18 protein-coding genes, 2 tRNA genes and 1 riboswitch are annotated in these 25,699 nt (G+C 53.0%); of the genes, 12 read left to right on the top strand and 8 right to left on the bottom strand.

Features of this window, described 5'->3' with window-relative positions:
* Positions 1 to 4: 4 nt before the first annotated feature.
* From bzaB to FYJ52_RS02325, 4 genes are all read right to left on the bottom strand, one after another.
* Positions 5 to 1,291, bottom strand: coding sequence for a B12 lower ligand biosynthesis ThiC-like protein BzaB (gene bzaB / locus FYJ52_RS02340; protein ID WP_154575649.1), 1,287 nt, complete (start codon positions 1,289 to 1,291; stop codon positions 5 to 7).
* Complete coding sequence (gene thiC / locus FYJ52_RS02335; protein WP_154575648.1) at positions 1,291 to 2,607, bottom strand: phosphomethylpyrimidine synthase ThiC; 1,317 nt, start codon at positions 2,605 to 2,607, stop codon at positions 1,291 to 1,293. Before thiC ends, bzaB begins: the two co-directional genes overlap by 1 nt.
* A gap of 111 nt (positions 2,608 to 2,718) precedes the next feature.
* Positions 2,719 to 2,919: riboswitch (cobalamin riboswitch) on the bottom strand.
* Between the two features lie 137 nt (positions 2,920 to 3,056).
* Positions 3,057 to 5,144 (bottom strand): hypothetical protein, encoded by a 2,088-nt coding sequence (locus tag FYJ52_RS02330; protein ID WP_154575647.1) that lies wholly within the window; start codon positions 5,142 to 5,144, stop codon positions 3,057 to 3,059.
* Between the two features lie 18 nt (positions 5,145 to 5,162).
* Entirely contained in the window at positions 5,163 to 7,442 is a 2,280-nt protein-coding gene (locus FYJ52_RS02325) for an efflux RND transporter permease subunit (protein ID WP_154575646.1), read from the bottom strand.
* A 190-nt stretch (positions 7,443 to 7,632) separates the two neighbouring features.
* Here FYJ52_RS02325 and FYJ52_RS02320 point away from each other — a divergent pair, with 190 nt between their 5' ends.
* The 3 genes from FYJ52_RS02320 (at position 7,633) to FYJ52_RS02310 (ending at position 10,858) form a co-directional block, all read left to right on the top strand.
* Complete coding sequence (locus FYJ52_RS02320) at positions 7,633 to 8,316, top strand: TetR/AcrR family transcriptional regulator (protein ID WP_154575645.1); 684 nt, start codon at positions 7,633 to 7,635, stop codon at positions 8,314 to 8,316.
* An 83-nt stretch (positions 8,317 to 8,399) separates the two neighbouring features.
* Positions 8,400 to 8,475 (top strand) — tRNA-Val (locus tag FYJ52_RS02315).
* A gap of 340 nt (positions 8,476 to 8,815) precedes the next feature.
* Positions 8,816 to 10,858: an RICIN domain-containing protein gene (locus FYJ52_RS02310; protein ID WP_154575644.1), complete on the top strand. Its 2,043-nt coding sequence runs from the start codon at positions 8,816 to 8,818 to the stop codon at positions 10,856 to 10,858.
* Between the two features lie 132 nt (positions 10,859 to 10,990).
* On the opposite strand, the gene ilvA is transcribed toward FYJ52_RS02310, so the two are convergent.
* Positions 10,991 to 12,214, bottom strand: a complete 1,224-nt coding sequence (ilvA, locus tag FYJ52_RS02305; protein ID WP_154575643.1) for a threonine ammonia-lyase — start codon at positions 12,212 to 12,214, stop codon at positions 10,991 to 10,993.
* Positions 12,215 to 12,424: 210 nt separating this feature from the next.
* Between ilvA and FYJ52_RS02300 the strand changes: the two genes are divergently transcribed.
* The 4 genes from FYJ52_RS02300 (at position 12,425) to FYJ52_RS02285 (ending at position 16,626) form a co-directional block, all read left to right on the top strand.
* Positions 12,425 to 13,303 carry a PcsB-like coiled-coil domain-containing protein gene (locus tag FYJ52_RS02300; protein ID WP_235901497.1) on the top strand — a complete coding sequence of 293 codons (879 nt, stop codon included), beginning with the start codon at positions 12,425 to 12,427 and terminating at the stop codon, positions 13,301 to 13,303.
* A 153-nt stretch (positions 13,304 to 13,456) separates the two neighbouring features.
* Positions 13,457 to 14,395 carry a PcsB-like coiled-coil domain-containing protein gene (locus FYJ52_RS02295; RefSeq protein ID WP_235901495.1) on the top strand — a complete coding sequence of 313 codons (939 nt, stop codon included), beginning with the start codon at positions 13,457 to 13,459 and terminating at the stop codon, positions 14,393 to 14,395.
* 344 nt (positions 14,396 to 14,739) lie between these two features.
* Positions 14,740 to 15,207: a flavodoxin domain-containing protein gene (locus FYJ52_RS02290; protein ID WP_154575642.1), complete on the top strand. Its 468-nt coding sequence runs from the start codon at positions 14,740 to 14,742 to the stop codon at positions 15,205 to 15,207.
* A gap of 105 nt (positions 15,208 to 15,312) precedes the next feature.
* On the top strand, positions 15,313 to 16,626 hold the full coding sequence (locus FYJ52_RS02285; RefSeq protein WP_154575641.1) for an ATP-binding protein: 1,314 nt from the start codon (positions 15,313 to 15,315) through the stop codon (positions 16,624 to 16,626).
* Between the two features lie 57 nt (positions 16,627 to 16,683).
* Here FYJ52_RS02285 and FYJ52_RS02280 read toward each other — a convergent pair whose 3' ends face one another.
* Positions 16,684 to 17,316, bottom strand: coding sequence for a EutP/PduV family microcompartment system protein (locus tag FYJ52_RS02280; protein ID WP_154575640.1), 633 nt, complete (start codon positions 17,314 to 17,316; stop codon positions 16,684 to 16,686).
* 148 nt (positions 17,317 to 17,464) lie between these two features.
* Here FYJ52_RS02280 and FYJ52_RS02275 point away from each other — a divergent pair, with 148 nt between their 5' ends.
* The 4 genes from FYJ52_RS02275 (at position 17,465) to FYJ52_RS02260 (ending at position 22,036) form a co-directional block, all read left to right on the top strand.
* Positions 17,465 to 18,151, top strand: coding sequence for an HAD family hydrolase (locus FYJ52_RS02275; protein WP_154575639.1), 687 nt, complete (start codon positions 17,465 to 17,467; stop codon positions 18,149 to 18,151).
* 82 nt (positions 18,152 to 18,233) lie between these two features.
* Positions 18,234 to 18,307, top strand: a tRNA-Gly gene (locus tag FYJ52_RS02270).
* 106 nt (positions 18,308 to 18,413) lie between these two features.
* On the top strand, positions 18,414 to 20,258 hold the full coding sequence (locus FYJ52_RS02265; protein WP_154575638.1) for an NAD(P)-binding protein: 1,845 nt from the start codon (positions 18,414 to 18,416) through the stop codon (positions 20,256 to 20,258).
* Positions 20,252 to 22,036, top strand: coding sequence for a [FeFe] hydrogenase, group A (locus FYJ52_RS02260; RefSeq protein ID WP_154575637.1), 1,785 nt, complete (start codon positions 20,252 to 20,254; stop codon positions 22,034 to 22,036). The genes FYJ52_RS02265 and FYJ52_RS02260 overlap by 7 nt, the downstream gene beginning before the upstream one ends.
* A 70-nt stretch (positions 22,037 to 22,106) precedes the next feature.
* Here FYJ52_RS02260 and FYJ52_RS02255 read toward each other — a convergent pair whose 3' ends face one another.
* Entirely contained in the window at positions 22,107 to 22,712 is a 606-nt protein-coding gene (locus FYJ52_RS02255; protein WP_154575636.1) for an ANTAR domain-containing response regulator, read from the bottom strand.
* A 10-nt stretch (positions 22,713 to 22,722) separates the two neighbouring features.
* Positions 22,723 to 23,946, bottom strand: coding sequence for a glutamine synthetase family protein (locus FYJ52_RS02250; RefSeq protein ID WP_154575635.1), 1,224 nt, complete (start codon positions 23,944 to 23,946; stop codon positions 22,723 to 22,725).
* Between the two features lie 308 nt (positions 23,947 to 24,254).
* On the opposite strand from FYJ52_RS02250, the gene purF reads away from it, so the two are divergent.
* Complete coding sequence (purF, locus tag FYJ52_RS02245; protein WP_154575634.1) at positions 24,255 to 25,691, top strand: amidophosphoribosyltransferase; 1,437 nt, start codon at positions 24,255 to 24,257, stop codon at positions 25,689 to 25,691.
* Positions 25,692 to 25,699: the final 8 nt, after the last annotated feature.

Raw genomic sequence — 25,699 nt, 5'->3', positions numbered from 1 at the left:
AGAATCAGTCACCGAAGAAATACTGGTAAGAGTAATCTGCCGGGCAGAGGCCTTCGCTGCAGGCGGCACAGTGGTCGTGTGCCGGTTCGGCGCTCATCCGTTCCTTCACCAGTTCAGGGAAGAGGGCGTTGTCGATCTGCGCCTGCGGGTCGTCGGCCACGCGGGCTTTCGCCATGTTCAGCGAGCGTTTGTAGCTCTTGCTGTCGCGGCGCAGCATGTTGACACAGTCCGCAGCGAGGCGGGCGGTGCGCACACCGGTGACGACGTCTTCTTCTGTCGGCAGGCCGAGGTGTTCAGCCGGAGTCAGGTTGCAGAGGAAGTCCGCGCCGTACATGCCGGCGAAGGTGCCGCCGATGGCACCGGTGATGTTGTCGTAGCCCGGAGCGACGTCGGTGGCGAGGAAGCCTAAAATGTAATAGGGCACGCCGTGGCAGAGCTGTTTCTGCAGCTGCATGGTGGTGGCGATGTGGTTCAGCGGCACGTGGCCCGGACCTTCGATCATGACCTGAACGCCGGCTTCAATGGCGCGTTTGGCCAAGTCGCCTGCGACCATCAGGCCGGCCACCTGTGGCGCGTCGAGGGAATCCCAGTTGCAGCCGGGGCGGATGGCGTCGCCGATGGAGAGTACGGTGTCGGTGGATTTGAGGATTTCCAGAATGGTGTCAAATTCGGTGAACAGCGGGTTGTCCTTCTGGTTGTAATGCATCCAGGCGGTCAGGAAAGAGCCGCCGCGGGAGACGACGTTGGTGAGACGGCCGCTTTTTTTCAGGGTGTCGAGGACCCAGAAGTTGTACGCGGAGTGAATGGCCATGAAGTCCATGCCGTCTTGGCATTGTTTTTCGATAGTGTCGAGCATTTCCTTTGCGGTCATGCCGACGATGGAGCCGTGTTTTTCGATGGCGTCAGCCGCAGCCTGGTAAACCGGCACGCAGCCGGCTGCAATGTTCGAGGAGGCGATGGACTGGGCGCGCATGCCGTCGATGTCGTCGCCGGTGGACAAGTCCATGAAGGCGTCGGCGCCGGCTTCTTCGATTAATTGAAGCTTGCGTTTTTCCATTTCCTTATCGTTGCGGTCAGAAGAGGTCCCCATCAGGGAGTTGACCTTGACGTCCAGACCGGCGCCGATGCCGCAGATATTGCTGCGGTCGCGGTGAATGTTCTTCGGGATGACGATGTGGCTGACGGCGACTTGATCGCGGATATATTCCGGGCTGACCCCTTCTTTTTTCGCCACAATTTCCATTTCTTCTGTGATATGACCCTTGCGGGCTTCGAGCATTTGCGTAGTCATTACTTTAACACCTCTTCTGTTCTAGTCGGCGCTTCCTGGCCGTTCAATACCTTTTCGACGATGCGGGCGGCGCAGAATTTGCCGCACATGGTGCATTCGCTGGAGAAATCGTCCGAGCGTTCGCGCCACATTCTTTCAGCGGTTTCCGGATCGATGGCCAGTTTAAACTGTGCCGGGAAATTCATCTTGACTCGGGCTTCGGACATTTCCTTATCCCATTCTACAGCGGAAGGCAGGCCTTTGGCAACGTCTGCGGCGTGGCCGGCGATACGGGAGGCAATGACGCCCTGGTAAACGTCATCCTTGGACGGCATGCCGATGTGTTCAGCCGGGGTGACGTAGCAGAGGAAATCTGCGCCGTAATACGCGGCGACGGCGCCGCCGATGGCAGAGGTGATGTGATCCATGCCGGCGCCGGTGTCGGTCGGCAGCATCCCGAAGATGAAGTACGGAGCGCCGTGGCAGAGTTTCTTTTCAAGCTGGACGGTGGTCTGAATTTCGTCGAGAGCGACGTGGCCCGGTCCTTTAACCATAACCTGAACGCCGGCTTCTCTGGCGCGGCGGGCAAGGGTGCCGATCAGGACCAATTCTTCAACCTGCGGCGCATCTAGGGAATCGTCGACGCAGCCTGGACGCATGCCGTCAGCAAAGCTCAAGACTGTGTCGTATTTGTGACAGATGTCGATGACCCGGTCAAACTGGGTGTACATCGGGTTTTCTTTTTGGTGGTAGAGCATCCAGCCGATGAGGTGGCTCCCGCCGTAGGAAACGAGGGGATCGATGCGGTGTTCTTCTTTGGCGTGGCGGATGACTTCCAAAGTGGTAGCCGGGTGCATGGCCAGGAAGGAAACGCCCTGAGCGGCCTGATGTTCGATCATGTCGAAGATGTCGTCTTCGGTCATGTCCATGGCCGTGCCGTGTTCAGCGGCAGCCTTGGCCAATGTTTCGTACATGGGCAGGGTGCCGACGGGGCGGTCAGCGGTGGACAGCACCTTTTCGCGCATTTCTTCGATGGGGCCGCGGACGGACAAATCCATAATGGTGTCGGTGCCGGCTTTAACAGCGGCCTGAATCTTTTCCATTTCACCGTCGATGGTGTCTTTTTCTTCGTACATGCCGACAGAGGCGGAAACTTTCGTTTTTAAGCCTTTGCCGACGGCGACGGGGCGGATGTTGTCCCGTGAACTGTCGAGGACGACGATGTTGCCGTCGACGATGCCCTGGCGGATGAATTCCGCGTCGACATCTTCTCGTTCTGCGCAGATGCGCATCGCGTCGGTGATCTGCCCAGCGCGGGCTGCTTCGAGTATGGTCATCATAAATCTCCTTTTTCTAGAACATTTAATAATACGTTCGGCTTTTGGGCAATAAAAAAATCCACAGCCGAAATACAAGAATGATTCGGCCATGGACTTTACCGTCATCCATCAGCGGGTGTATTTCGGGCAGGTCTCCTGACTTGCCGTGCGCCTGAGGCGGACCCGCGCCTTCCCATCGTCGATATGTTGGCGACAGTGACATCTTGCGGGGTTCACGGCTTACAGTGATGGGTTCGTTCAGGATTTTCACCTGATTCCCTATTCTCCCTTAGGTAAAAATCTAAGGGCACCTGAAATATATTTGATTAAGTTGTTTTTATTATAAAACAATTACAATCCAAAAGAAATATAAAAATTAGACATGATGTGAACATTCATTGTTGAATTTTACAAAAAAAACACAGCCCGAAATGAGATTCGAGCTGTGAATGCATCAAATGGATGGCTTATTTGGAGACGCTTCCGGTTTCGATGACGAAATTGACCGAGCCGCCCATGTTGGACGAAATGCCGGAGAAGTTGTTGTAATCGGCTGACGCTTTCTTGATGGCGTTGAGCTTGTTGGCCAGATTCTTGAAGTTGTTGTTGTAGACATTGGCGATTTTGTCGATGCCAGTTTTCTTGAACTGGTTCATGCCGAAATACAAGGTATTCAGACCGTCAGTCAGGCTTACCGTGCCGGTGTAGAGCTGGCTGGAGCCGCTGGCGAGCTGAGCCGCCCCGGAATTCAAGGCTGCGCTGTTGGCATTGAGGGTATTGAGGCCTTCGCTGAGCTTTTTAGAGCCCTTAGCGAGATCGTCGCTGCCTTTTGTTAGATCACCGTTTTTAGAATCGAGTTCTTTTAATCCTTCATTCAGTTTATTGATACCATAGGCAGCTTGATATAAACCTTTTTCTTTTTCTGAATTGCCTCTTAATTGAACAGCTCCTGCGGCTGTTTGTTGAGCACCTTTTTCTAACTGAATCAATTGTCCGCTTTTTGGATCATTTGGATCAACTGTTAACAGATATTGAAGTTGTTTTTGATAGTCAGGTAATTTATTTAAGATAGCGATTGTATTTTGTGCATTATACAAATCTGTTTTGCCTGTAACTGCATTATTCTTCAGTTTGTCGGCAATATCTTTGATATTTTGTTTATTGCTATCAGTATCATCTAAAGAGTTGGCATAATTTTCAAGATATACCCCTGCTTTTCCTTCATCAGAAAGATTATTTTGATAATTTTTTAATAATGTTGCGATTTTAGTAGTATCAACAGATTTTAAAGTATTATTAAATTCAGTGAGATTATTTTTAATAGCTGTCACACCTAATGATACTTGATTTGTACCACTTACAAGATTATTAGCACCTTGTAAGACAGCCCCAGGCTGTTCTTGAGTACCGAATGAATTGGTAAGCTCTTGACTGCCTTGATAGAGTTGTGAAATACCATTGGTTAACTTTGGTACTTGATTATAAAGTTGATTGATTCCATTATTGAGGTCGATCGAACCATCTGCCGCAGAGGCCACACCAGCGGTGTAGGCGTTCAGGCCGCTTTGCAGGCTGCCCATGCCGGTGTTGAGCGAGGCCGCGCCGGTCTGGAGCTGTGCCGAGCCGTTGCGTGCGGCGAGAGAGCCGGCGACGAGCTGGCCGCTCGCGTTTTCAAGCTGATTGATCGCGTTGTCTAAATCCTTAAAGCTCTTGATATCTTTAAGCCCTGCGCGGTTGAGCACGTCTGTCGAAACCGAGGTCAGGGTTTCACCCATTTTGAAGTTCTTGACCGTCGCTTCAACGGTAAAGGATTCGGGAATCTTGATTTGGTCGACATTTTCCAGCCCGAGATTCTGTTTGAGTCCTGGGAAGCCGATCCCGACGACGATGTTGTTGTTGCCGTCACTGATGACAGCGCCGTTGGTCACCTTGACATTGCTGAAGCGGGACGTTGGCAGGTCGAGGGCCGTCGCACAGGTAAAGGGGGTGGTGATGCCGTTGGTTTCGCTTTCGTTGTTGTATGTGAAGGTGATTTTGACATCGCCGCTTTTTCCGGCCAAGTCCTTCGGGGCAATGCTTTCGCCGTTGAGTTCGTAGTTGATTTGTACATTGACCGGCAAAGGTTTGTCGGTTTCGCCGCGGTAGTAAATATCCTTGCCCTTGGTTTTCCATGTCAGGGTATTGCCGTTCTTCGTGAACTTTTCGTGTCCTTTGACGTTTTTGATGTTAGAAAGATTGGAAACATCGGTTAAAGTCGTTTCGTTGCCGGCGTTTTGCAGCCAGTCCGAGACGTAAGTTGCCGTGCGGGTGCCTGTCGCATCCGCCTTGACGTAAACCGTTTCCTGTTTGCTGATGGCGTCGCCGGATTTTGACGTCTGGGCTTCCGCGCCGGAGGCCAGTTTGGCCTTGGCCGTCAGCGATTTTGTCGAGACAGTGCTCGATGATTTGGCGTTGGCCGTCGTGTTAAAGGCGATGGCGGTCAAGGCAACCGCAGCCGCCAAGATGGCGGCGACAACCAGCTTTGCCCGTTTCGACATCGTTTTGATTGTGTGCATGGTCGTGGTCCTTTCTTTTTATTTTTTAAATGCATGGGGATCAAAAATTCGGGTATCGTCGTCAGGATCTTTGCGATCATCGGACGAAGCCTTTTGATCCGAATCCGTTGAGGGCTGATGGGGCGCGTCTGCTTCAGCTTGAACGCTGGCGTGTGCAGGCAGGCTTTCAATATCGGAGAATACCTGGGTTTCGTTGCCAGCCTTCGCTTTGCGCATGCCGAGGCCGACTTTTTCTTTGTTGATGAAACCTTTGGATGTTCTGATGATGACGCCGTCGAAAATCATCAAAAGGGACGGCAGAATGAAGATAACCGAGAGCATCGAGATGAGCGCGCCGCGAGCCAGCAGGGTACACAGTGAGGAGATGATATCGATATTCGAATACAGCGCCACACCGAAAGTTGCCGCAAAGAAGCTGGCCGCCGAAACAATGACCGATGGGATGGCGAAAGCCAATGCGGTTTCGATGGCGTCGTGCTTGTTTTTTCCGCCGAAGCGCTCAGTCTTGTACCGCGTTGTCATCAGGATGGCGTAGTCGACGGTGGCGCCGAGCTGAATCGTCGAGATACAGATCGAGGCGATGAAGACCAGGGTTGTGTGGGTGTAGAACGGAATGCCGAGGTTGATGAAGATCGCGAATTCGATGACCGCGACGAGGATGATCGGCAGCGTAATAGACTGGAGCACCAGGGCGATGATGATGAAAATCATCGCGATCGATACCGCGTTAACGACATTGAAATCGTGGTTGGCGATGGTGATCAAGTCCTTGGTGCAGGGCGCTTCGCCGATGAGCAGGGCCGATTTGTCGTAGTGTTTCATGACACGGTTGATCCGCGTGATTTGCGCGTTGACCTTCGGCGTCCCGGTTTGATATTGGGAGTTGATGATCATCAGCTGGTATTTTCCACTTTGGAGCTGGTCTTTGATGCTGTCCGGAATCATTTCCTTCGGGACCATCGCGCCGACGAAGGAATCCATCGCGATGACGTTTTTGACGCCCTTGATGTCGCTGATGCCGTCGATCATGTCGTGGGCGTCGCGGGTGGAAAGATCTTTTTTCGCGAGAATCATGTGGGTCGCGCCAGTCTTAAATTCTTTGTCCATCTTGTCGCGGGCGACGGAATATTCCAGTGTTTTCGGCAGTCGAGAACCCATGTCGTAATAAGTCTGGAGGTGGTTGTAGCCGTAGCTGGCTGGGAACCAAACGACGATAAAGACAATGATAAAGATCACTCGGTGATCGATGATGTAATGGGCCAGTTTGTGCATATCCGGCAGGACATTGCGGTGACGCGTCTTTTCGATGAGTTTCCGGAAGATCAGGATCAGTGCCGGCAGCACTGTGATACAGGAGATGACGCCGAGGATAACGCCCTTCGCCATGACTACCCCGAGGTCGAGACCGAGGCGGAAGGTCATGAAACACATTGCGATAAATCCGGCGACCGTCGTAATTGACGAACCGGTAACTGAAGTGACCGTTGCGGCGATGGCCTTGGCCATGGCTTTTTTGGGATCATCAGGGAAAAGTGAGATTTGCTCCTCGAAGCTGTGCCAGAGGAAAATCGAATAGTCCATGGTGACCGCCAGCTGGAGCACCGCTGCTAAAGCCTGGGTGATGAATGAGATCTCGCCGAAGAAGAAATTGCTTCCGAGATTCCAGATGATTGCAATGCCGATATTCGCGAGGAAGATCAGCGGCACGACGTAGGAATCCATGAAGATCATCATCGCGACACAGGAGAGCAGCACCGCCAGCCCGACGTAGGTCGGTTCTTCCTGTTCGGTCAGATTCTTCAAATCGGTTACCATGGCCGACATGCCGGAGACATAGCATTGTTTTTTCGCGACCTTGCGCATCTGTGTGATGGCGTTCATCGTTTCGTCCGATGAGGTCGAGGTGTCGAAGAAGACGGCCATCAGCGTCGCGTCGCCGCTGTTGAAGGCTTTGTAAATGTCGCTCGGGATCATTTCCTTTGGAATGGTCAGATCTGCGAGGTCGTCGTACCAGATTACATTTTTGACGTGGTCGATTTGCTTGAATTTCGCTTCGGTTTTAGCAATTTCCTGATCGCTCATGCCCTCGAAAATGACAAGGGAGAAGCCGCCGGTGCCGAAATCATCTTTTAAGATGTTTTGACCTTTGATCGTATCGATCGAGTCGGGCAGATAGGTCAGCACGTCGTAGTTGATGCGCGTGTTGTTGTATCCGATGATCGATGGAATCAAAAGCAAAAGGGCAGCAGCCAGGATCACGAAGCGGAGCTGGACCACTTTTTTGCCAAATGCTTCCATGAATGATTTCCTTTCTATATTGTCTGTTATGATGAAAATGGAATGAATGCAGTGTCAACATTTGAAAGATAACCATACAAGTGTTGACTATTTTTTACAGTCCTATTATACTGTTATTGAGAAAAAAATCAATAAACAAATATTAAGAAAGTGTAAATTTTTTTAGTCATCAATGAACAAGGATTGAAAAATGAGTGCTGCTTACGGAAAAAACAGAAGAATCAGAAAAAATCAAGATAAAATGGACCGCCGGGTGATTAAGACCAAAGCGGCGATGCGGCAGGCCTTTACGGAACTTTTAAATGAAAAGCCGATTCGCGATATTCGAGTCAAGGAGTTGTCCGAACGCATTCACATCAATCGCGGCACTTTTTACCAGTATTACCGCGATATTTACGACATGCAGGATCACCTGGAAGAGGAACTGTACGAAGAATTCAGACACATCTTTGAAACCCACGAAGCGCCGGATTCGCCGGAGGATATTAAAGCGCGGCTCGTGGATATTTTTACCTTGCTGCGCCAGAATGCGGATTTGACGCTGGCGCTTCTCGGACCAAACGGCGATCCGAAATTTGTGCAGAGTATTCAGGAAATGCTGCGGCTGCGCTGCATCAACGACTTGATTCATTTTGACCCGCACGTGGCTGAAGGCGCGAACTCCGAAAAGATTTTTGACTATGGGTACGCTTTTGTTGTTTCAGGAAGCATGGGCATGCTGCGCAAGTGGCTGTCAGAGGATCCTGACCGGACGCCCGAAGAGATGGTCGATGTCATTGGCAGTATTTTGATGCAGGGGATCCAAAACATTGGCGATCATTTTAAGGCGGACCCAAAAACAGAAACAGCAGTCAATAATAAATTAAGAAGATAACGAGAAAAGATAGAGAGTCACACAATAAAATATGCAAATCCCTCTTGACAATCTTTTGATAAAAAGTTATGCTTAATCAAGTTGATCCCTTAGCTCAGCTGGAAGAGCGCTACCTTCACACGGTAGAGGTCGCTGGTTCAAGCCCAGTAGGGATCACCATTGAAGGCAAAACCCGAAGTGTCAAACTTTGGGTTTTTTATTATTTAAAATGAATTATTGATCTTGTTGCTCATGCGAACAGGAACACATAGCGATTTATTTTAAATTAAATAATCAATTGGAAGTGATGCGGTTTAAATCCAATACCGTTAAACCATCGCCCGAGGCGCACGCTTCGGGTTTTTTTTGTGCGGAAAAGACAAGGCGATCAAGATAACAGTTATGCAGTATCTCACGTATTTCGCTCGTATAATTATTTGTTACTCGATGAAAAGTATGGTATGATATTTTTAGATTAATTTAAGAAATGTGAAATTTGATAATCACGCGGATAGAAAGGATGGTCAAAATTATTTCAAAAAAGCAAAAGATCAGCAAAGGCTGCATTGCCGCAGTTGTGACCGCTTTGCTGGCGGTGACGCCATGTGCCTGGGCAGTGCCTGCGGCAGAAAGCAGCGGAAGTGCGTCAACACCGTCTGTTCAGCAGGAAGCATCCCAGACTCAAAAGGGGACGGAGGGAAATCAGAACAATACGGGGGCGCAAGTCGTTGCTTCGGCTCAGCAGAATACTGAAAATAGAAATACGGCGATTGACCCGGCACAGTATTATGAGATTCGCTCTGCTGTTGGCAACAACAAAGTGCTCGATATTTGTGGCGGCAATGTCGCGAATGGTGCCAATTCGCAGCTTTATGCTTCCAATGGGACAGAAGCGCAGCGGTTCCGTTTTGTCAAAAATAGCGACGGGACGTACGTCATTTATACAGCTGTTGGATGCAGGGCGCTGGATGTAGCAGGTGCAGGCAGTGCCAACGGCACAAATGTTCAACAATACGATCCCAATCATACGAAAGCTCAGCATTGGACAGTCACTTCAAATGGTGACGGTACGGTGACATTTAGTCCGAGCTGTGCAGTAAATAAGAGTTTGGATGTATCCGGCGGCAGCCAACAAAACGGCGCGAATGTTCAAATCTATGAAAAAAATGGAACCAATGCGCAAAAATGGACATTGGTGAGTAAAGGTCAAGTGCCTAATTTTGGTGCGAAAGGTGCCATGCTTTGCCCGTCATATACCGATAATACAGTGGTTGATGTCTCCGGAGGGAGCGATCGCAACGGGGCAAATATTCAATGTTATCAGTACAATGAGACAGCTGCGCAGAAATTTGATATTGTTCGAAACGGCGATGGAAGCTATACTGTTAAAAACGCGCAAAGCGGAAAAGTGTTGGATGTCGCTGGCGGCAGCAGTCGGAGCGGTACAAATGTCTGGCAATATGCAGCCAACGGCACAGACGCCCAGAAATGGATTGTGACGCAATACGGCGACAAGGTCGGGTTTAAAAATCGCGGTTCAGGTCTGATGCTTGATGTGTCTGGAGGGAGTCAAGCCAGCGGAGCCAATATTCAAGTTTACAACAGCAATGGCACATCTGCGCAGAAGTGGACGATTGCAAAAAGTGACAGGCCCGTTACGGAAAGTGACAATCTTGGAGATAGTTTTACCGCGATGGTCAAAAATGTCAATGGAAAAGTCCTGGCTGTGTCAAATAACAATGTCGCGATGTGGGTCCCGAATTATACAAAGACGCGCGCCTGGACGTTCGTGCGCAATGTCGATCATTCTTACACGTTAAGCCCTCTGTCTAATCCGGATTGTGCATTGGACATTGCGGGCGGCGCCGATGCCGATGGGACAAATGTGCAGATTTACTGGAAAAACCGTTCTGCTGCGCAAAAATTTGTCGTTAAAGGGAAGGGCAATGGAACATATATACTGATGCCTGAAAATTCGACGACGCGCGTTTTGGATGTGTTCGGCAATTCGTCAGAAGAAAATACTAACCTTGATTTGTACACGGCAAATGGGACGAACGCGCAGCTTTTCAAAATTGAAAAAGTTGACGGAAGTAAGTTCAAATGGACGGAACGCAAGCTCGTTGTGGATATTGCGGAAAGCCAACTAGGAACTCATGAAGGCCCGAACAATTACACGAAGTACGGCGTCTGGTACGCCAGCCTGGTTCACAATCAATCCTTTGAACACGGGCCGTGGTGCGCGATGTTTGTCTCCTGGTGCGGCGCGCAGGCCGGCATTCCTTCCAGCGTATATTGTTATCACGCCTACACGCCAACTGGGGTGCAGTGGTATCAAAACCACAATGCCTGGCAGTGGAAGGACCATTATATTCCGCGAGCAGGGGACTTGGTTTACTACGATTGGAATTACGATAGCGTTGTCGACCACGTTGGCCTGGTTGTCAATTGTCAAAATGGCAAGATTACAACCGTGGAAGGCAATTACAGAGATCAAGTGAAGAGCCGCTACGTCAACGCAAAGGCCAGTTCGATTTTCGGATATGGTGTACCAAGATATTAATCAATAAGATCAAATAAAAATCCGACTGGGCGTTTCACTCGGCCGGATTTTTTGCCTAAATATTTAAAAAAGAGAACAAATTGAGATTTAACAAAAACCCCCGCTGCGGATTGCGCAGCGGGGGTTTTGCGTTTAAGACAACAGTGTCGGTACGACTTTCGGAGCGAACCCATTTTTAGTTAAGGATTCGATGATTTGATGTTTATGCTCAGTGCCGAAGGATTCCATTGTGATCTTCAGTTCCACGGCGTCCTGTCGGTTGATGGACACGAATTGATTGTGTTCGAGCCGGACGACGTTGCCGCCGGTTTTCGCGATAACCGAGGAGACGCGGGTCAATTCGCCCGGACGGTCAGGCAGCAGGACGGAGACCGTAAAGATACGGTCGCGCAGGATCAGCCCCTGGCGGACGACTGACGACATGGTGATGACGTCCATATTGCCGCCGGAGAGCACACAGGCGACGCGTTTGCCCTTGACATCTAAGTGGCTGAGGGCGGCGACAGACAACAGCCCCGAGTTTTCGACGACCATTTTGTGGTTTTCAACCATGTCGAGGAAGGCCTGTACCAGTTCTGCGTCGGGCACGGTGATGACATCGTCTAAGTATTTTTCCAGATAGGGGAAAATGATTTTGCCCGGCGTTTGCACCGCAGTCCCGTCAGCGATGGTGTTGATGTGTTCAACAGTGGTGACCTTGTGATTTTTAAAGGAGGCGGTCAGGCAGGCCGCGCCTTCCGGTTCGACGCCGATGACTTTAACCTTCGGATTTAAAAGTTTCGTCAGGGTGGACACACCGGTGGCCAGGCCGCCGCCGCCCACCGGTACGAGGATCAGGTCAATGAGGGGCAGATCCTTGATGATTTCCATGGCGATAGTGCCCTGCCCGGTGGCGACGGTCGGATCGTCAAAGGGGTGGATAAAGGTGTAGCCCTTTTCGTCAGCGAGTTTGAGGGCATGATCGCAGGCTTCGTCGTAAACGTCGCCGTGGAGCACAACTTCAGCGCCGAGGGCTTTGGTGCGGTTGACTTTAATGAGCGGTGTCGTCGTCGGCATGACGATCACAGCTTTGACGCCGAATTTTTTCGCCGCGTAGGCGACGCCCTGGGCGTGGTTGCCGGCCGACGCGGTGATCAGACCCTTTTCGCGGTCCTTCGGCGCCATGGTTGAGATCTTGTAATAAGCGCCGCGCACCTTGTACGCGCCGGTGCGCTGCATGTTTTCAGGTTTTAAATACACCTTTGCGCCGTTGCTCTGGCTGTAATAATCAGAATAAACGAGCTCGGTCGGTAAGGTGACGTCCTTGACCCGTTCGCTCGCTTCTTCGAAAGCTTCAATGGTTAGGGGTTTGGTCATGATGATGCCTCCAAAATGTATTTTTTCATAATCTTATCACAAAAAGAAAGGGATGTTGAAAAAAGTTACCATAAATTAGAGGAGATCAGCAGATTTGCCAAGGATTTCAATCCGTGTTAAAATAAAACAAATCATGAAAACTTTACCACATCTCGAGGCAACCCGAGATTTTTTCAATCATACGGCATTCGGCCGATTCAGGAGAACATTTTGAAGCGCAGAAATATTTTTAGATGGGGCGCCTGTCTGGCTGTCGCTCTCTTATTTTTTACAATATCGGGCATTCCAGTCCGTGCAGATACGGATTTCGTCGCGCTGACGGAATCCATTACCAAGCTCAATGACGAAATTGGCGCCCTTGGGACGCAGATGAACGCCACCAATCAGGAACTGGCTGACAAGACGGCCGATTACCTTCAGGCCAAGTCGCAGCTGAAGGCCAAAAAACAAGCCATGGGTCAGCGGATGCGCGCCATGTACATGATGGGCAACGACGGCTACGTGCAATTTCTGTTTGGAAGCGACAATATCGGCGAAACCTTTTCCAATTTGGACAATATGCGCAGCGTCGTCCGCGCCGATACCGACATGTTGACGAGCTACGTTGAAACGGCGGAGCGGGCCAAGGCCGATCAGAAGGCAGTTGAGACAAAACGCCGGCAGTTGGCCGCCCAGCAGAATGAGCTCAACAATAAGCTCAAAGAAGAACAGAAGAAGCTGCAGGAATACGCGGCCAATCACCAGACCCAGAATCCGGGCGATCAGCTGGACTTCATCTGCGCGGTGGTGGCGGCGGAATGCAACTCCAGCTACGAAGGGTCCCTGGCGGTCATTTCCTGCGTGATGAACCGGGTAGACTCCGGCCGATGGGGCGGCAAGGATGCGGTGTCAGTGCTGAAAGCGCCGGGGCAGTTCGCCGCTTATCTCGACGGTCCGTACAAACGCTACCTTGGCGGCAAATATCCGGATTACGTTAAAAAAGCCGTTGTCGACTGTATGGTCGGCGGCGTGCGCAGTCATCCGTACCAGTCTTTCCGCTCCGGCAGTACTTACGGCGTCTGGAACTGCGGCGGCAACTCGTATCGTTAATTTTCGCACCTTAGAGTCGGGCTTTCGTCCGGCTTTAAGGTGCTTTTTAGATAAATTTGAGATACATCGCCTAAGCTGTTATACTTATTCTAAAATCAGTGATTTCAATGAATGTTGAGGTGAACCATTATTTTATTTCGAAAAAAAAGCAACATGGCGGCGCGAATTGCGGCCCTGGCGCTCATTGCGACCTTGGGCCTTGCGAGTCTTGCGCCGGCGGCAGCCGTTCATGCAGCCAGCGCCTCGGAGCTGACCGCGTCGATCAACGCCCTCAATAAACAATTGACGGCAGCCGGCGAGCAGATGAACAAGCTCAACAGCCAGATCGATCAAAACAATCGGCAGATCGCCGACAACACGCAGAAGCTCGAGAAGACCAAGGCGGAGCTGGCGGCTGCGAAGAAAAACATGGGCGAACGGGCGCGGGTCATGTACATGTTCGGCAACGACGGCATCTTGAACGCGCTGTTTACATCGGACAGTCTGACGGAAACCCTGAGTCGGATTGAAAGTGTGCGCACGATCAACAACGCCGACCAGAAGACCGTGGAAAACGTCGAAAATCTGCAGGCACAGGTTGAGCAGACCCAGCAGAATCTGAAGACGCAGCAGGAAGAATTGAACAAGCAAAAGGCGCAGGTGCAGGCGCAGCAAGCCACCTTCAATAAAAAGCTCGAAGAAGAACAGAAACAGCTCCAGCAATACGCGGCCTCGACCTCCACAGCCGCGTCGACGACGAGCGGCAGTACGGCCGACCCGGGCAGCCAGCTGGATTTCATCTGCGCGGTGGTGGCGGCGGAATGCAACTCCAGCTACGAAGGCGCATTGGCGGTCATTTCCTGTGTGATGAACCGCGTCGATTCCGGACGATGGGGCGGCAGAGATGCGGTGTCGGTGCTGAAAGCGCCGGGGCAGTTTGCCGCTTATCTCGACGGGCCGTACAAACGTTATCTCGGCGGGAAATACCCGGGTTACGTCAAGCAAGCCGTCATCGACTGCATGCAAAACGGCAAGCGCAATCATCCCTATCAGTCTTTCAGAGCGGGCAGCTCCTACGGTGTCTGGAATTGCGGCGGCAATTCCTACCGTTAATAGCAAAAATCAGTATAAAAATAGTTCAGCGCGATCTGCAAATCAACCGGCCCTCGGTTTTCGGGGGCGCGGTTTGATGAGCAGGTCACTTTTTTGTTTGACATAACAAACAAAACGTGTTAATCTAAAGTTAAATAAATAAAACAACAATCAGGAGGCTGATCATGAAGCGTATGATTCGAAACAAAACAAAAAAAGCTTACTTTCAATTGATTGCGATCGGCTGTGTGTTGTGTGCTTTTGCAGGAATGGCCCAATGGATTTAACACTTTTTTGATTTTGTTAACCCTTTTATTTTGTGCTATACTATGTTCAGTATTGGAATAGAAAATGAAAGGTTCAGCATGAAAAATATAGCGATTTTAGTTTATTCAACCCATCACGGCAACACGCGTAAGCTTGTGGATGCCATCGCGATGGGACAGGACGATATCGACGTCATTGACATCACAAAGGAAAAGCCGGCGGATTTGTCGCAATACGCCGTCGTCGGCGTTGCGTCCGGGATTTATGCCGGCCATTTTGGAAAACCGTTGGTTCGTTACATCAAAGCCAATCTGTGCGAAGGGCAGCGCGTTTTTGCACTCTATACCTACGGCATGCCGCGATCGGGTTATACCAACGAAATCAAAAATATCGTAGAGGAATCTCGCTGCCTGTACTCGGGGGAATACGGCTGCAAAGGGTACAACACCTTTGGTCCCTTTAAGCTTTTCGGCGGAACGGGCAAGGGCCATCCGAGTGCGTCAGAAATTCAGGGCGCGATCGATTTTTTTGTCGGCCTGAAATTCAAGCGCATGAAGGTGAAATAATCAAATCGAATTTGTACTGAAAAGATCTGAGACCGCTCAGGTCTTTTTTTCGTGCTCATTTGTGATATAATGGGGCAAAATTTACGATTACCTTTGGAGAAATTTATGTACCGATTAACATCCCAACTCATCATTTACCGCAACATCGACCCCAACAGCATTTTAATGCAGCTGTCTGACATCTTCCGCCGCTGGGAACACGACGAATCCTCGCCGGAAACGCTGACTGCCGACATCCTGACGCAGATTCACCGTCTCCTTGATCTGGCGACGAAGTACGGTTTTAACGACAACCTGTGGCACAACTACCTCGCGTTTCTGCTGGCGACGACGGAAACGCCCTTTACCCTCGTTTCAGAAAAGGTCGGCGTGCTCGACGGCTCGGTCAACCAATTTGCGCAGAATGATTTCGCGATTTTCAAGCAGCTGTTTGATTTCGACTTCTCAAAAATCGAAGGGGACCTGAACATCACCTGCTTCACGACGATCACCCATTACCAGGCCGTCGTCAAGCAGGAACGGCTCTACAACCAGAGCGTCAGCGAAAAGGTGCAGGCCCTTTCTCACCAGATTGAAGCGACCAAAACGGTCGGCGACATGACCCAAGTGGTTGCCGAGTTTTACCGCGCTTACGGCGTGGGCAAGCTGGGGCTCAACAAGGCCTTCCGCGTCAACGACGACGAAGAAGGCGAGCTGCTGATCCCGATCACCAACACCAGCGGCGTGGTGCTCGACGATTTGATCGGCTACGATATTCAGAAGCATGAGCTTGTCGAAAACACCGAAGCGTTTATTTCGGGGAAGCCGGCCAACAACGTGCTGCTCTACGGCGACGCCGGCACCGGCAAATCCACGAGCATCAAGGCCATTTTAAATCAGTATTACGACGCGGGTCTTCGGATGATCGAAATCTACAAGCATCAGTTCAAGAAGCTGTCCCAGATCATCGCAGCCGTGAAAAACCGCAACTACCGTTTCATCATTTATATGGACGATTTGTCCTTTGAAGAATTCGAGACGGAATACAAATATTTGAAGGCCGTCATCGAAGGGGGACTGGAGCCGCGGCCGGACAACGTGCTGATCTACGCGACCTCCAACCGCAGACATCTGATCCGGGAAACCTGGTCCGATCGGGCCGATCAGGACAGCGAAGATATTCACCGCAACGACACCGTTCAGGAGAAGCTGTCTCTGGCCAACCGTTTCGGCGTGCGCATCGGCTATTTCAAGCCTTCCCAGAAGGAATATCAGGCTATCGTCGAAGCGCTGGCAGCGCGCTGCCCCGGCATTACCCTGGACCGCGACGAGCTGCTCAGTCAGGCGCGGGTTTGGGAAATGCAGCACGGTGGCTTCTCCGGCAGAACGGCCCAGCAGTTCATCGACCATCTGGCCGGCACTCTTACCAAAACCGAATAAAACGCAAAAAAATAAGGCAGATACACTCGTGTATCTGCCTTTTTGCGTGCCTGCAATTTACCGCGCCTGATTGTGCATGTTGTTGACGTTGTTTTTGAGGGAACCCGCTTTGTTGGCTGAGACGATCAGGTTGTCGTTGATGTCGAGGAAGTCGGTATGGCCCATGTCTTCGATCTGAGAGCCGATTTCAACCGCTTCGTATTTGGTGGTCAGCACCTCGCGGGGCGTTTCCAACTCTTCCTTGGTGAACGGGAAATGATCGTCCGGATCTTTCAAGAAGGTCAACAAATCCCAAAGTCCGGTGCCTTCGTATGAAGAAACCGGGAAAATCGGATTGGCGCCGGCGAGGCGCAGCCAATACTGGGCGCGGTCGATGTCCGCCTCCGGCTTGTCGATTTGGGTGATGATTCCGATGACCGGGCGGGAGCTGACGCCTGCGCAGCTCGGCGGGTACAGCGAGTAGGGTTCATCGGCGGCCATCAGCAGGGCGACGTAATCCGCTTCGTAAGCGTACAGCGCCAGGGCGCGCGCCAAATCGGTGCACTGGGCGTATTCGCCGGGCGTGTCGATGATAATGTCAAAATAATTGACCGCCTGGGTTTTTTCGTATTGCAGCTTTTTTCCTTTAAGGGCCTGTTTCAATGTGGTCTTGCCACATTCCGAACGGCCCATCATAACCATTTTACGCATAAAATGCCTCCATTATTCAAAAATAGTTTAACACAACCTTTTGAAATCATCCTGTAAAGAATTGTTCATTAACCGAAAAAAGTAGTATAATAGGGCCGATCAATATCAACTCAAAATTAACCATTTATCAGCGATCAAAGGAGAAAACATGCGAGACCAGATACAAGCCGTAATTTTTGATATGGATGGCACCATTTTGAATACCCTTGAAGATTTGACGGGCTCCTTGAACTACGCCCTGGGACAGACCGGGCACCGTCACGATTACGTAGCGGAGGACGTGAAGCACTTCTTCGGCAGCGGCATCCGTGTTGCGATCAGCCGGGCGCTGGCGGCAGAAGGGCAGCCCGACGTGCCGGAGGACGACCCGGAAGTCGAACGGGTCCGCGAAATTTTTGCGCCGCACTACGCGAAACACTGCAACGATCACACCGGCCCTTACCCGGGCATCCCCGAATGTATCGCCGCCTTGCGAAAGCGGGGCATTCTGACGGCGGTGGTCTCCAATAAACCGGACTTCGCCGTGCAGACTCTGGCCCGGGAAATTTTTCCGGGTTGTTTCGATTTAGCCGTCGGCGAGCAGAGCGGTGTGCGCCGGAAACCGGCGCCGGACATGACGGACAAGGCGCTGAAAGATTTGAAAACCTCGAAGGAAAATGCGGTGTACGTCGGCGATTCGGAAGTCGACCTCATGACCGCGAAGAACGCCGGACTGCCCTGTATCGCCGTGAGCTGGGGATTTCGTTCAATTGAATTTTTAAAGGCCCGGGGAGCATCGACCATCGTTGACCGCGCGGACGAAATCGTTGGCTGGGTCGACGTGCAGAATGCCTAAATTGTATGGCATACAGACAAGAGAAAAATTAAGGCTTTACAAACGCTGCACTTTTTGCTAGAATAACGTTGTTGATTCGAAAGCGGGTATAGCTCAGTGGTAGAGCCCTGGCTTCCCAAGCCAGTCGCGAGAGTTCGATTCTCTTTACCCGCTCCAATTGAGAACAATGGAGTCCGTAAAATTACCTTGCGGGCTCTTTTTTTCACACAAAAAAGTAAACGGACAGCATCAGAGAAATAATAAGAAAGTGAGGAATCGACGAATGGCCAGACTAAGAACGTCGACGCAGAGTCGTGCGCAGCAGGTGGTTGAGCATTTGTACAGCAATTTAGAGCAGCGGATTATTGCGAGTCCGCCGGGGCTCTGCCCGGTCGACATTTCGGCGGCATTTTTGAGAATGTGCCACGCCCAGACCTGCGGCAAGTGCGTCCCCTGCCGGATCGGCATCGGCCAGATGGTGCACATCATGGACGATATTCTCGACGGCAAGGGCAGCCTCGAAAGCATTGACGTGCTGGAACAGACGGCGCGGGTGGTCTACGAAACGGCGGACTGCGCCATCGGCTACGAGGCGGCGCACATGATCCTACAGTGTCTCGACAGCTTTCGGGACGATTTTGAAGGGCATGTCAAATGGGACCGCTGTATCGAGCAGCTGGAGCAGCCGGTGCCCTGTGTGGCGCTGTGCCCGGCGGGCGTCGATATTCCAGGCTACATTGCGCTGGTGCGAGCCGGGCGATACGCCGATGCCGTACGCCTGGTGCGCAAGGATAACCCGTTTTGTTCGACCTGCGGCATTGTCTGCGAGCACCCCTGCGAGGCGCGGTGCCGCAGGAACATGATCGACCAATCCATCAATATCAGAGGGCTCAAGCGTTTTGCCGACGAACAAGCCGGCGTCGTGCCGGCGCCGGCACCCCAGCCCGATACGGGCAAGCGGGTGGCCATCGTCGGCGGCGGCCCGAGCGGATTAACCGCAGCGTATTTTTTAAGGCTCATGGGCCACAGCGTGACGGTTTACGAAAAGCGCAGCCAGCTGGGCGGCATGCTCCGGTTTGGCATTCCGCGGTTCCGTTTGTCGGAAGAAGCGCTGGATAAGGACCTGGATATGATCCTTTCCACTGGCATCGACGTGAAATTGGGGATCGGCATCGGCGACGGCGACGGGGATGTGAGCATTGCAACTCTGCGGAAGGACTACGATGCGGTGTACATTGCCATCGGCGCCCACGAAGATCGGAAAATCGGCATCGACGGGGAGGACGGTCCGGGCGTCGTCTCAGCGGTTAAGCTGCTCCGGGATATTGGTGAAGGACACCCCCACGATTTGAGTGGCCGGAAAGTGGTGGTCGTCGGCGGCGGCAACGTCGCGATGGACGTCAGCCGGACAGCGATCCGTCTCGGCGCGTCGGAAGTCAGCGTCGTCTACCGCAGACGCAAGGCGGACATGACAGCCTTATCTGAAGAAATTGAAGGCGCCGAAGCCGAAGGGATTCAGATTCTCGAGCTGCACGCGCCGAAGGCCGTGCTCAGAGACGAAGAAGGCCAGGTCAGAGCTTTCCTCGCTGAGCCAAAAATCATCGGCAAAATCGACAGCGGCGGCCGTCCGCGGCCGGAAGCGGCAGACGGCGACGACGTGGCGATTCCCTGTGATGTGGTCATCGTCGCCATCGGCCAGCAAATCGATTCGAAACACCTGGAAAACAACGGCATCCCCGTTCACTGGGGCTCCGTGGTGACCGGCGACAGCGGCAAAGTCAAAGAAGTTCCCGGCGTTTTCGCCGGCGGGGACTGTGTTACCGGGCCGGCGACGGTTATCAAGGCTGTGGGCGCCGGGAAGGTGGCCGCGGCAAATATCGACAATTATCTGGGATACAACCACATCATTTCAGTGGACGTCGACATTCCAGAACCGGCGCTGATCGACCATCCGGCCTGCGGCCGTGTCAATTTGCGGTTTAGAAATGCCAACAGCCGGCGTCTGGACTTTGAGCCGGTGGAAACCGGCATGACCTGTCAGGAAGCGGATCAGGAATCGGCGCGTTGCCTGCGCTGTGATCACTTCGGCATCAGTACGCTGCGTGGAGGGAGGAATGCACAATGGTAATCCGCGTGACCATCAACGGATTCGTCTATCAGATTCCGTCAGATATCAGCATCATGGAAGCCTGTGAAAAGACAGGCTGGCCGCTGCCCCACCTTTGCTTCTTAAAGGATATTAACGAGATCGGCGCCTGCCGGGTCTGCGTCGTCGAAGTAGAAGGAGAAGAGCGGCTGATTACGGCCTGCAACAACAAAGTCTACCCGGGCATGGTCATATACACGAATTCGCCGCGGGTGCAGGAGGCCAGACGCATTAACCTGCAGCTGATTTTATCCCAGCACGACAGCCACTGCACGACGTGCCCGCGAAACGGCAATTGCGCCCTGCAGCAGGCCTGCTTCGATCTGGGCATCGAGGAAAGCCTGTACCACAAGGAAGTGCCGGAAAATAAATGGCCCCAGGATTTCCCGCTCATCCGAGAGGAATCCAAATGCATCAAATGCCTGCGCTGCGTGCAGATTTGCGACAAGATTCAAAGCCTCGGCGTCTGGGACTTGGTGCGCTCTGGCGGACGCACCACCGTGAACGTTTCCGGCGGGCGCCATATTGAAAACGCAGACTGCACGGTCTGCGGCCAGTGCGTGACCCATTGCCCCACCGGCGCCCTCCACGGCAGACAGGACCGCAAACGGGTCTATCCGTGGGAAAAGGCCATCAACAATCCGGACATTGTGACCGTTGTGCAGGTGGCGCCGGCGGTGCGGGCCGCCTGGGGCGAGGGGCTGAACCTCTCCAGGGAGCGGGCGACACCGGGGCGCCTTGCGGCGGCGCTGCGCCGCTGCGGCTTCAATTTCGTTTTTGACACCAATTTCGGGGCGGACCTGACGGTCATGGAAGAAGCCTCGGAATTTTTGAAACGGATGACCGACGGCCAAAAACACCGCTACCCGATGTTCACCTCCTGCTGCCCGGGATGGGTGCGGTTTTTGAAGTCGCAATACCCGGATATGGTGGACGATTTGTCGACCTCGAAGTCGCCGCAGGGGATGCAGGCGACGATGACCAAAACCTATTTCGCCGACAAAATCGGCGTGCCGGCCGACAAGATCTTTTCGATTTCGGTCATGCCTTGCCTGGCGAAGAAGTCGGAAATAGCCATTCCAAGTCTCAACGACGCCGGGGCCGGCCAGGATCTGGACGTCACCCTGACGACCCGGGAAATGATCGCGATGATCCGCGCACAGAATCTGGACGTCGCGAACCTGCCGGAAGAGCCTTTCGATTCGCCTCTGGGTGTCAGCACCGGCGCCGGCGTGATCTTTGGCACGACCGGCGGCGTGATGGAAGCGGCCCTGCGCACGGGCTATTATCTGGCGGCAGGGGAGACCCCCAGTCCCGACACCTTTAAGACGGTGTGCCGCACAGAGGCCCATCCTTGGGGCGAGGCGGCTTACGATTTCGCCGGCATCCCGGTGCGCACGGCGGTGGTTAGCGGCCTGGCCAATACTCGGCAGCTCATTCGGGCCCTCAGGCGCGGCGAAGTGCATTACGATTTCGTCGAAGTCATGGCCTGCCCGGGCGGCTGTGTTGGCGGCGGCGGCCAGCCGATCCACGACGGCGAAGAATTGGCGGCGATTCGGGGACGGCGTCTGCACAATTTGGACCGCATGGCCAATATTCGATTCTCTCACGAAAATCCGGAGATTCAGCGGCTGTACCGGGAATTTTTAGGCGAGCCCCTGTCAGAAAAAGCGGAGCGCTACCTGCACACTGACCACCATCAGTGGGAGATGCCCTTAAGCCCTCATTTGGATGAAGATGTCCGGATCGAAAGAAAATGACGCGTTAAGCAAAAAAATAAGAGGCCAACGTAAAAGTTGGACCTCTTATTTTTTTGGGTCAGCTTTCGAATTAAACCGACAAATTTTTCAGAATCGCTTCGGCAATGGCCCCTTTGGAGACGCTGTGATTCATCGCCTGTTTTTCGATGAAATGATGCGCGTCCATTTCGTTCATGTTTTTCTGGTCGATGAGCAGCCATTTCGCTTTGTTGACCAGGCGGATTTCTTTCATCTTATCTTCAAGAGAAACGGATTTTTTCTCGAGGCGGTGGAGCCGTTCCCGATAAGCCGCCATCCATCTCAGTGCGAGGCGCACGTTTTCACCGGTGGCCGGCTTGGGCAGGGTGAGCACGCCGTACTCGGCCACTTGGTTGTGAATGTCTTCCAGATGGTCGCGGCTGATAAAAAGCAGCGGCACGACCGCGCGGTTCTGGGTGAGATGAATGGCCAGTTCCGAGCCGAATTCGTCGGGCAGCGGCGTGTTGATGATGACGAAATCGTAGGGTTGGTCGTTGAGCGCCCGGCGCCCAGCCGCAGCGTTGGTGACCACCGTTACTGGGCTGTACTGCCGTTCGGGCATCAGCGCCAAAAGGGCGGTGTTAAAGCGCTCCGCCGAGGAAATCAGCAGCACGCGGTAGACGCGTTGAGTGTTCAGAGATGCTTGCGTGATGCGCATAAACCGCCTCCTAACGGTGACAGAATTTGGTGATCAATGATGAAGGCAGGTGTGCCTGAATAAAGGACGAATGGCGGGCGATGCCGGTGGCTTCCGAGCGGGAAGCTGGCAGGGTCTGCAGCTGATCGAGGATCTCAGGCTCAGCGGTAAATAGGTTCGCGTCGACAGGGTCCGGCAGTTTCAGGCCGCGGACAACGCCGTCGATGCCGGCGTAGATCAAAAGGGTCAGCGCCAGATAAGGATTGGCGCCGTTGTCCGGCGAGCGCAGCTCGACGCGGCGGTAGCGTTCGTTGGTCGTGGCCGGAACGCGGATCAGCTGGGAGCGGTTTTGGTAATCCCAGGAGATGTATTTTGGTGCTTTGCGGTGGCCCAGCCGGTGATACGAGGCTTCGGTGGGATTGAGAAAGGCCGTCATGTCGAGGATGTGGTCGAGGATGCCGGCGGTCATGCTTTCCAGATAGTCCCGTCCATCGTCGGCGCGCACCGAAATATTGATGTGCTGGCTCGAGCCGTCTTCATTGCTCAAAGGTTTTGGTCCGAAATCGGCGTAGAGGCCGTTTTGTACGGCGACGGCCTGGACGGCGGTGGTGAAAGCGATGGCGTTGTCCGCCGCGGTCAGCGCGTCGGCAAAATTGAAATCCACTTCGTTTTGCCCCGGGCCGCCTTCGTGGTGGGAGCCAGTCGGGCTGATGCCCATTTCTTCGAGGGTCAGGCAGATTTCCCGGCGGATATTGACCCCGCGGTCCAGCGGCGCGATGTCCATATAGGTGGCCCGGTCGATGGGAATTTGGGTCGGCTCGCCGTTTTCGTCGAGACGGAATAAATAGAATTCTTTTTCAGTGCCAAAGAAAAATTCCAGCCCCGCGGCCCGGGCGTCTTCGACGGCCTGAATCAGGAGGCTGCGGGTGTCGTGGGCGAAGACGGTGCCGTCAGGGTTGCGGATCTGGCAGAACATCCGAACCACCCGGCCGTGCTCAGGGCGCCAGGGAAAGAGCGTCAGCGTCGACGGATCGGGAAAGAGGAAGAGATCGGAATGGACATCCCGGTCAAAGCCGTCGATGGCGGAAGCGTCGATGGCGATGCCGTCCTGAAAGGCGTGTTCGAGCTGGGAAGGCATCAGCGAGATATTCTTTTGGCGGCCGAAGATGTCGTTGTAGGCGAGACGGATGAATTTGACGTCATCTTCCTCGACAAATTGCCGGACTTCTTCAGCTGAATATCGATCGTAGATCATAAATGTGACTTCCTTTCATTATTTTTAAATTTGTAGAGAACAAAAATATTTTACAATAAAAAAGAATAAAATAAAATTAAAAAATCCATTCGCAGCAATGACAACGTTGTAGATTTGGCAGGCGGTCTGACCCGTAAAAAAGGATTGACAAACCGGAAGGCCGTGAAGTAAGATAAAGCCGACAAAAGCAATGGCGTTTTTGGATGGTTCCCTGCGCATTGCTTTTTTCTGTCTATAAGGTTATGATAAAATAAAACGATCGTTTCTTAGAATATTTACAGAATTTACAAAAGCATTGTGAGGTAAGGATGTCTATTCACGAAGAATGTGGTGTTTTTGGCGCGATCAGCCGCGAACGGAAAGATTTGGCGCGGCTCACGTATTACGGGCTGTATGCCCTTCAGCATCGGGGGCAGGAAAGCTGCGGTATCGTCGTCGACGACGACGGCCTGTTTTATTCCCACAAAGACCTCGGGCTGGTCGGGGACGTCTTCTCTAAAGAAGATCTCGATCGGCTGCCGGAGAGCACCATGGCAGTGGGCCATGTCCGTTATTCGACGACGGGCGAAAAGACCCGGGCCAATTGTCAGCCCATCGAAGTCAACCACCAGAAAGGGAAGCTCGCGCTGGCGCACAACGGCAATTTGACGAACTCGGACAAGCTGCGGGATCGCCTGGAGCTGAACGGTGCGATTTTCCACACCACCAGCGATACAGAAACCATTGCCTACATCATCACCGGCAAACGCCTGCGCTGCGGATCGATTGAGGACGCCGTCAGCCAGGCCATGGACGAAATCGAAGGGGCGTATTCCCTCGTCGTCATGTCGGCCGCGAAGCTGATGGCGGTGCGCGACCCCTACGGCTACCGGCCGCTGTGTTACGGCAAGACGAAGGATGGCACCTACATCGTCGCCTCGGAAAGCTGCGCCCTGCAGGCGGTGGGCGCCGAATTTATCCGCGATCTGGAACCTGGCGAAATTCTCGTGTTCAACACCGACGGCGAGATCGTGTCCCGCCGGGAACACTGCGGCAAGGTGCCCCGTCAGAGCTGTATCTTCGAACAGATTTACTTTGCCCGTCCGGATTCCGTCATCGACGGCATTCCCATCCACGAAGCCCGCGTCCGTGCGGGGCGCGCGCTGGCTAAGGCGCACCCGGTGGACGCGGACGCCGTCATCGGCGTGCCGGATTCGGGGCTCAATGCCGCCATCGGCTTCGCCCAGGAATCGGGGATTCCCTACAGCATCGGCATGATCAAAAACAAATACATCGCCCGTACCTTCATCTCGCCGGGGCAGCGTGAACGGGACAATCAGGTGCACATCAAACTCAACCCGATCTCGTCGATTGTCAAAGGCAAGCGCGTGGTGCTGGTCGACGATTCGATCGTCCGCGGGACAACCTCGCGGCGCCTCGTCACCATGATGCGGGATGCCGGCGCGACGGAGGTTCACATGCGGATTTCGGCGCCGCCGTTTCTGCACCCGTGCTACTACGGCGTGGATATCGACAGCGAAGACAATTTGATTGCGGCGCAGCACAGTGTCGAAGAAATCTGCGAGCTGATCGGCGCGGATTCCCTCGGGTACCTGCCCATCGAAGATTTAAAAGTCCTCTCGCCCGAGCTCGGCTACTGCGACGGCTGCTTCACGGGGCGTTACGCGACAGCGGTCTCGGCGCATTACCGGAAAGATCGGTTCTCGACGCCGTTGTCTCAGCGCAAGAAAAAGAGTCAGAAATAAATAGGAGT

Origin of the sequence: Pseudoramibacter porci, assembly GCF_009696145.1 — a bacterium.
Taxonomy (GTDB): Bacteria; Bacillota; Clostridia; order Eubacteriales; family Eubacteriaceae; genus Pseudoramibacter; species Pseudoramibacter porci.
The sequence above is the reverse complement of the archived record's forward strand: the minus strand, read 5'-3'. Positions and strand labels throughout refer to the sequence as shown.

Coding starts and splice junctions, on each gene's coding strand:
- bzaB (WP_154575649.1), bottom strand. CDS start 1,291: ATGACTACGCAAATGCTCGAAGCCCGCAAGGGTCATATCACAGAAGAA.
- thiC (WP_154575648.1), bottom strand. CDS start 2,607: ATGACCATACTCGAAGCAGCCCGCGCTGGGCAGATCACCGACGCGATG.
- FYJ52_RS02330 (WP_154575647.1), bottom strand. CDS start 5,144: ATGCACACAATCAAAACGATGTCGAAACGGGCAAAGCTGGTTGTCGCC.
- FYJ52_RS02325 (WP_154575646.1), bottom strand. CDS start 7,442: ATGGAAGCATTTGGCAAAAAAGTGGTCCAGCTCCGCTTCGTGATCCTG.
- FYJ52_RS02320 (WP_154575645.1), top strand. CDS start 7,633: ATGAGTGCTGCTTACGGAAAAAACAGAAGAATCAGAAAAAATCAAGAT.
- FYJ52_RS02310 (WP_154575644.1), top strand. CDS start 8,816: ATGGTCAAAATTATTTCAAAAAAGCAAAAGATCAGCAAAGGCTGCATT.
- ilvA (WP_154575643.1), bottom strand. CDS start 12,214: ATGACCAAACCCCTAACCATTGAAGCTTTCGAAGAAGCGAGCGAACGG.
- FYJ52_RS02295 (WP_235901495.1), top strand. CDS start 13,457: ATGGCGGCGCGAATTGCGGCCCTGGCGCTCATTGCGACCTTGGGCCTT.
- FYJ52_RS02290 (WP_154575642.1), top strand. CDS start 14,740: ATGAAAAATATAGCGATTTTAGTTTATTCAACCCATCACGGCAACACG.
- FYJ52_RS02285 (WP_154575641.1), top strand. CDS start 15,313: ATGTACCGATTAACATCCCAACTCATCATTTACCGCAACATCGACCCC.
- FYJ52_RS02280 (WP_154575640.1), bottom strand. CDS start 17,316: ATGCGTAAAATGGTTATGATGGGCCGTTCGGAATGTGGCAAGACCACA.
- FYJ52_RS02275 (WP_154575639.1), top strand. CDS start 17,465: ATGCGAGACCAGATACAAGCCGTAATTTTTGATATGGATGGCACCATT.
- FYJ52_RS02265 (WP_154575638.1), top strand. CDS start 18,414: ATGGCCAGACTAAGAACGTCGACGCAGAGTCGTGCGCAGCAGGTGGTT.
- FYJ52_RS02260 (WP_154575637.1), top strand. CDS start 20,252: ATGGTAATCCGCGTGACCATCAACGGATTCGTCTATCAGATTCCGTCA.
- FYJ52_RS02255 (WP_154575636.1), bottom strand. CDS start 22,712: ATGCGCATCACGCAAGCATCTCTGAACACTCAACGCGTCTACCGCGTG.
- FYJ52_RS02250 (WP_154575635.1), bottom strand. CDS start 23,946: ATGATCTACGATCGATATTCAGCTGAAGAAGTCCGGCAATTTGTCGAG.
- purF (WP_154575634.1), top strand. CDS start 24,255: ATGTCTATTCACGAAGAATGTGGTGTTTTTGGCGCGATCAGCCGCGAA.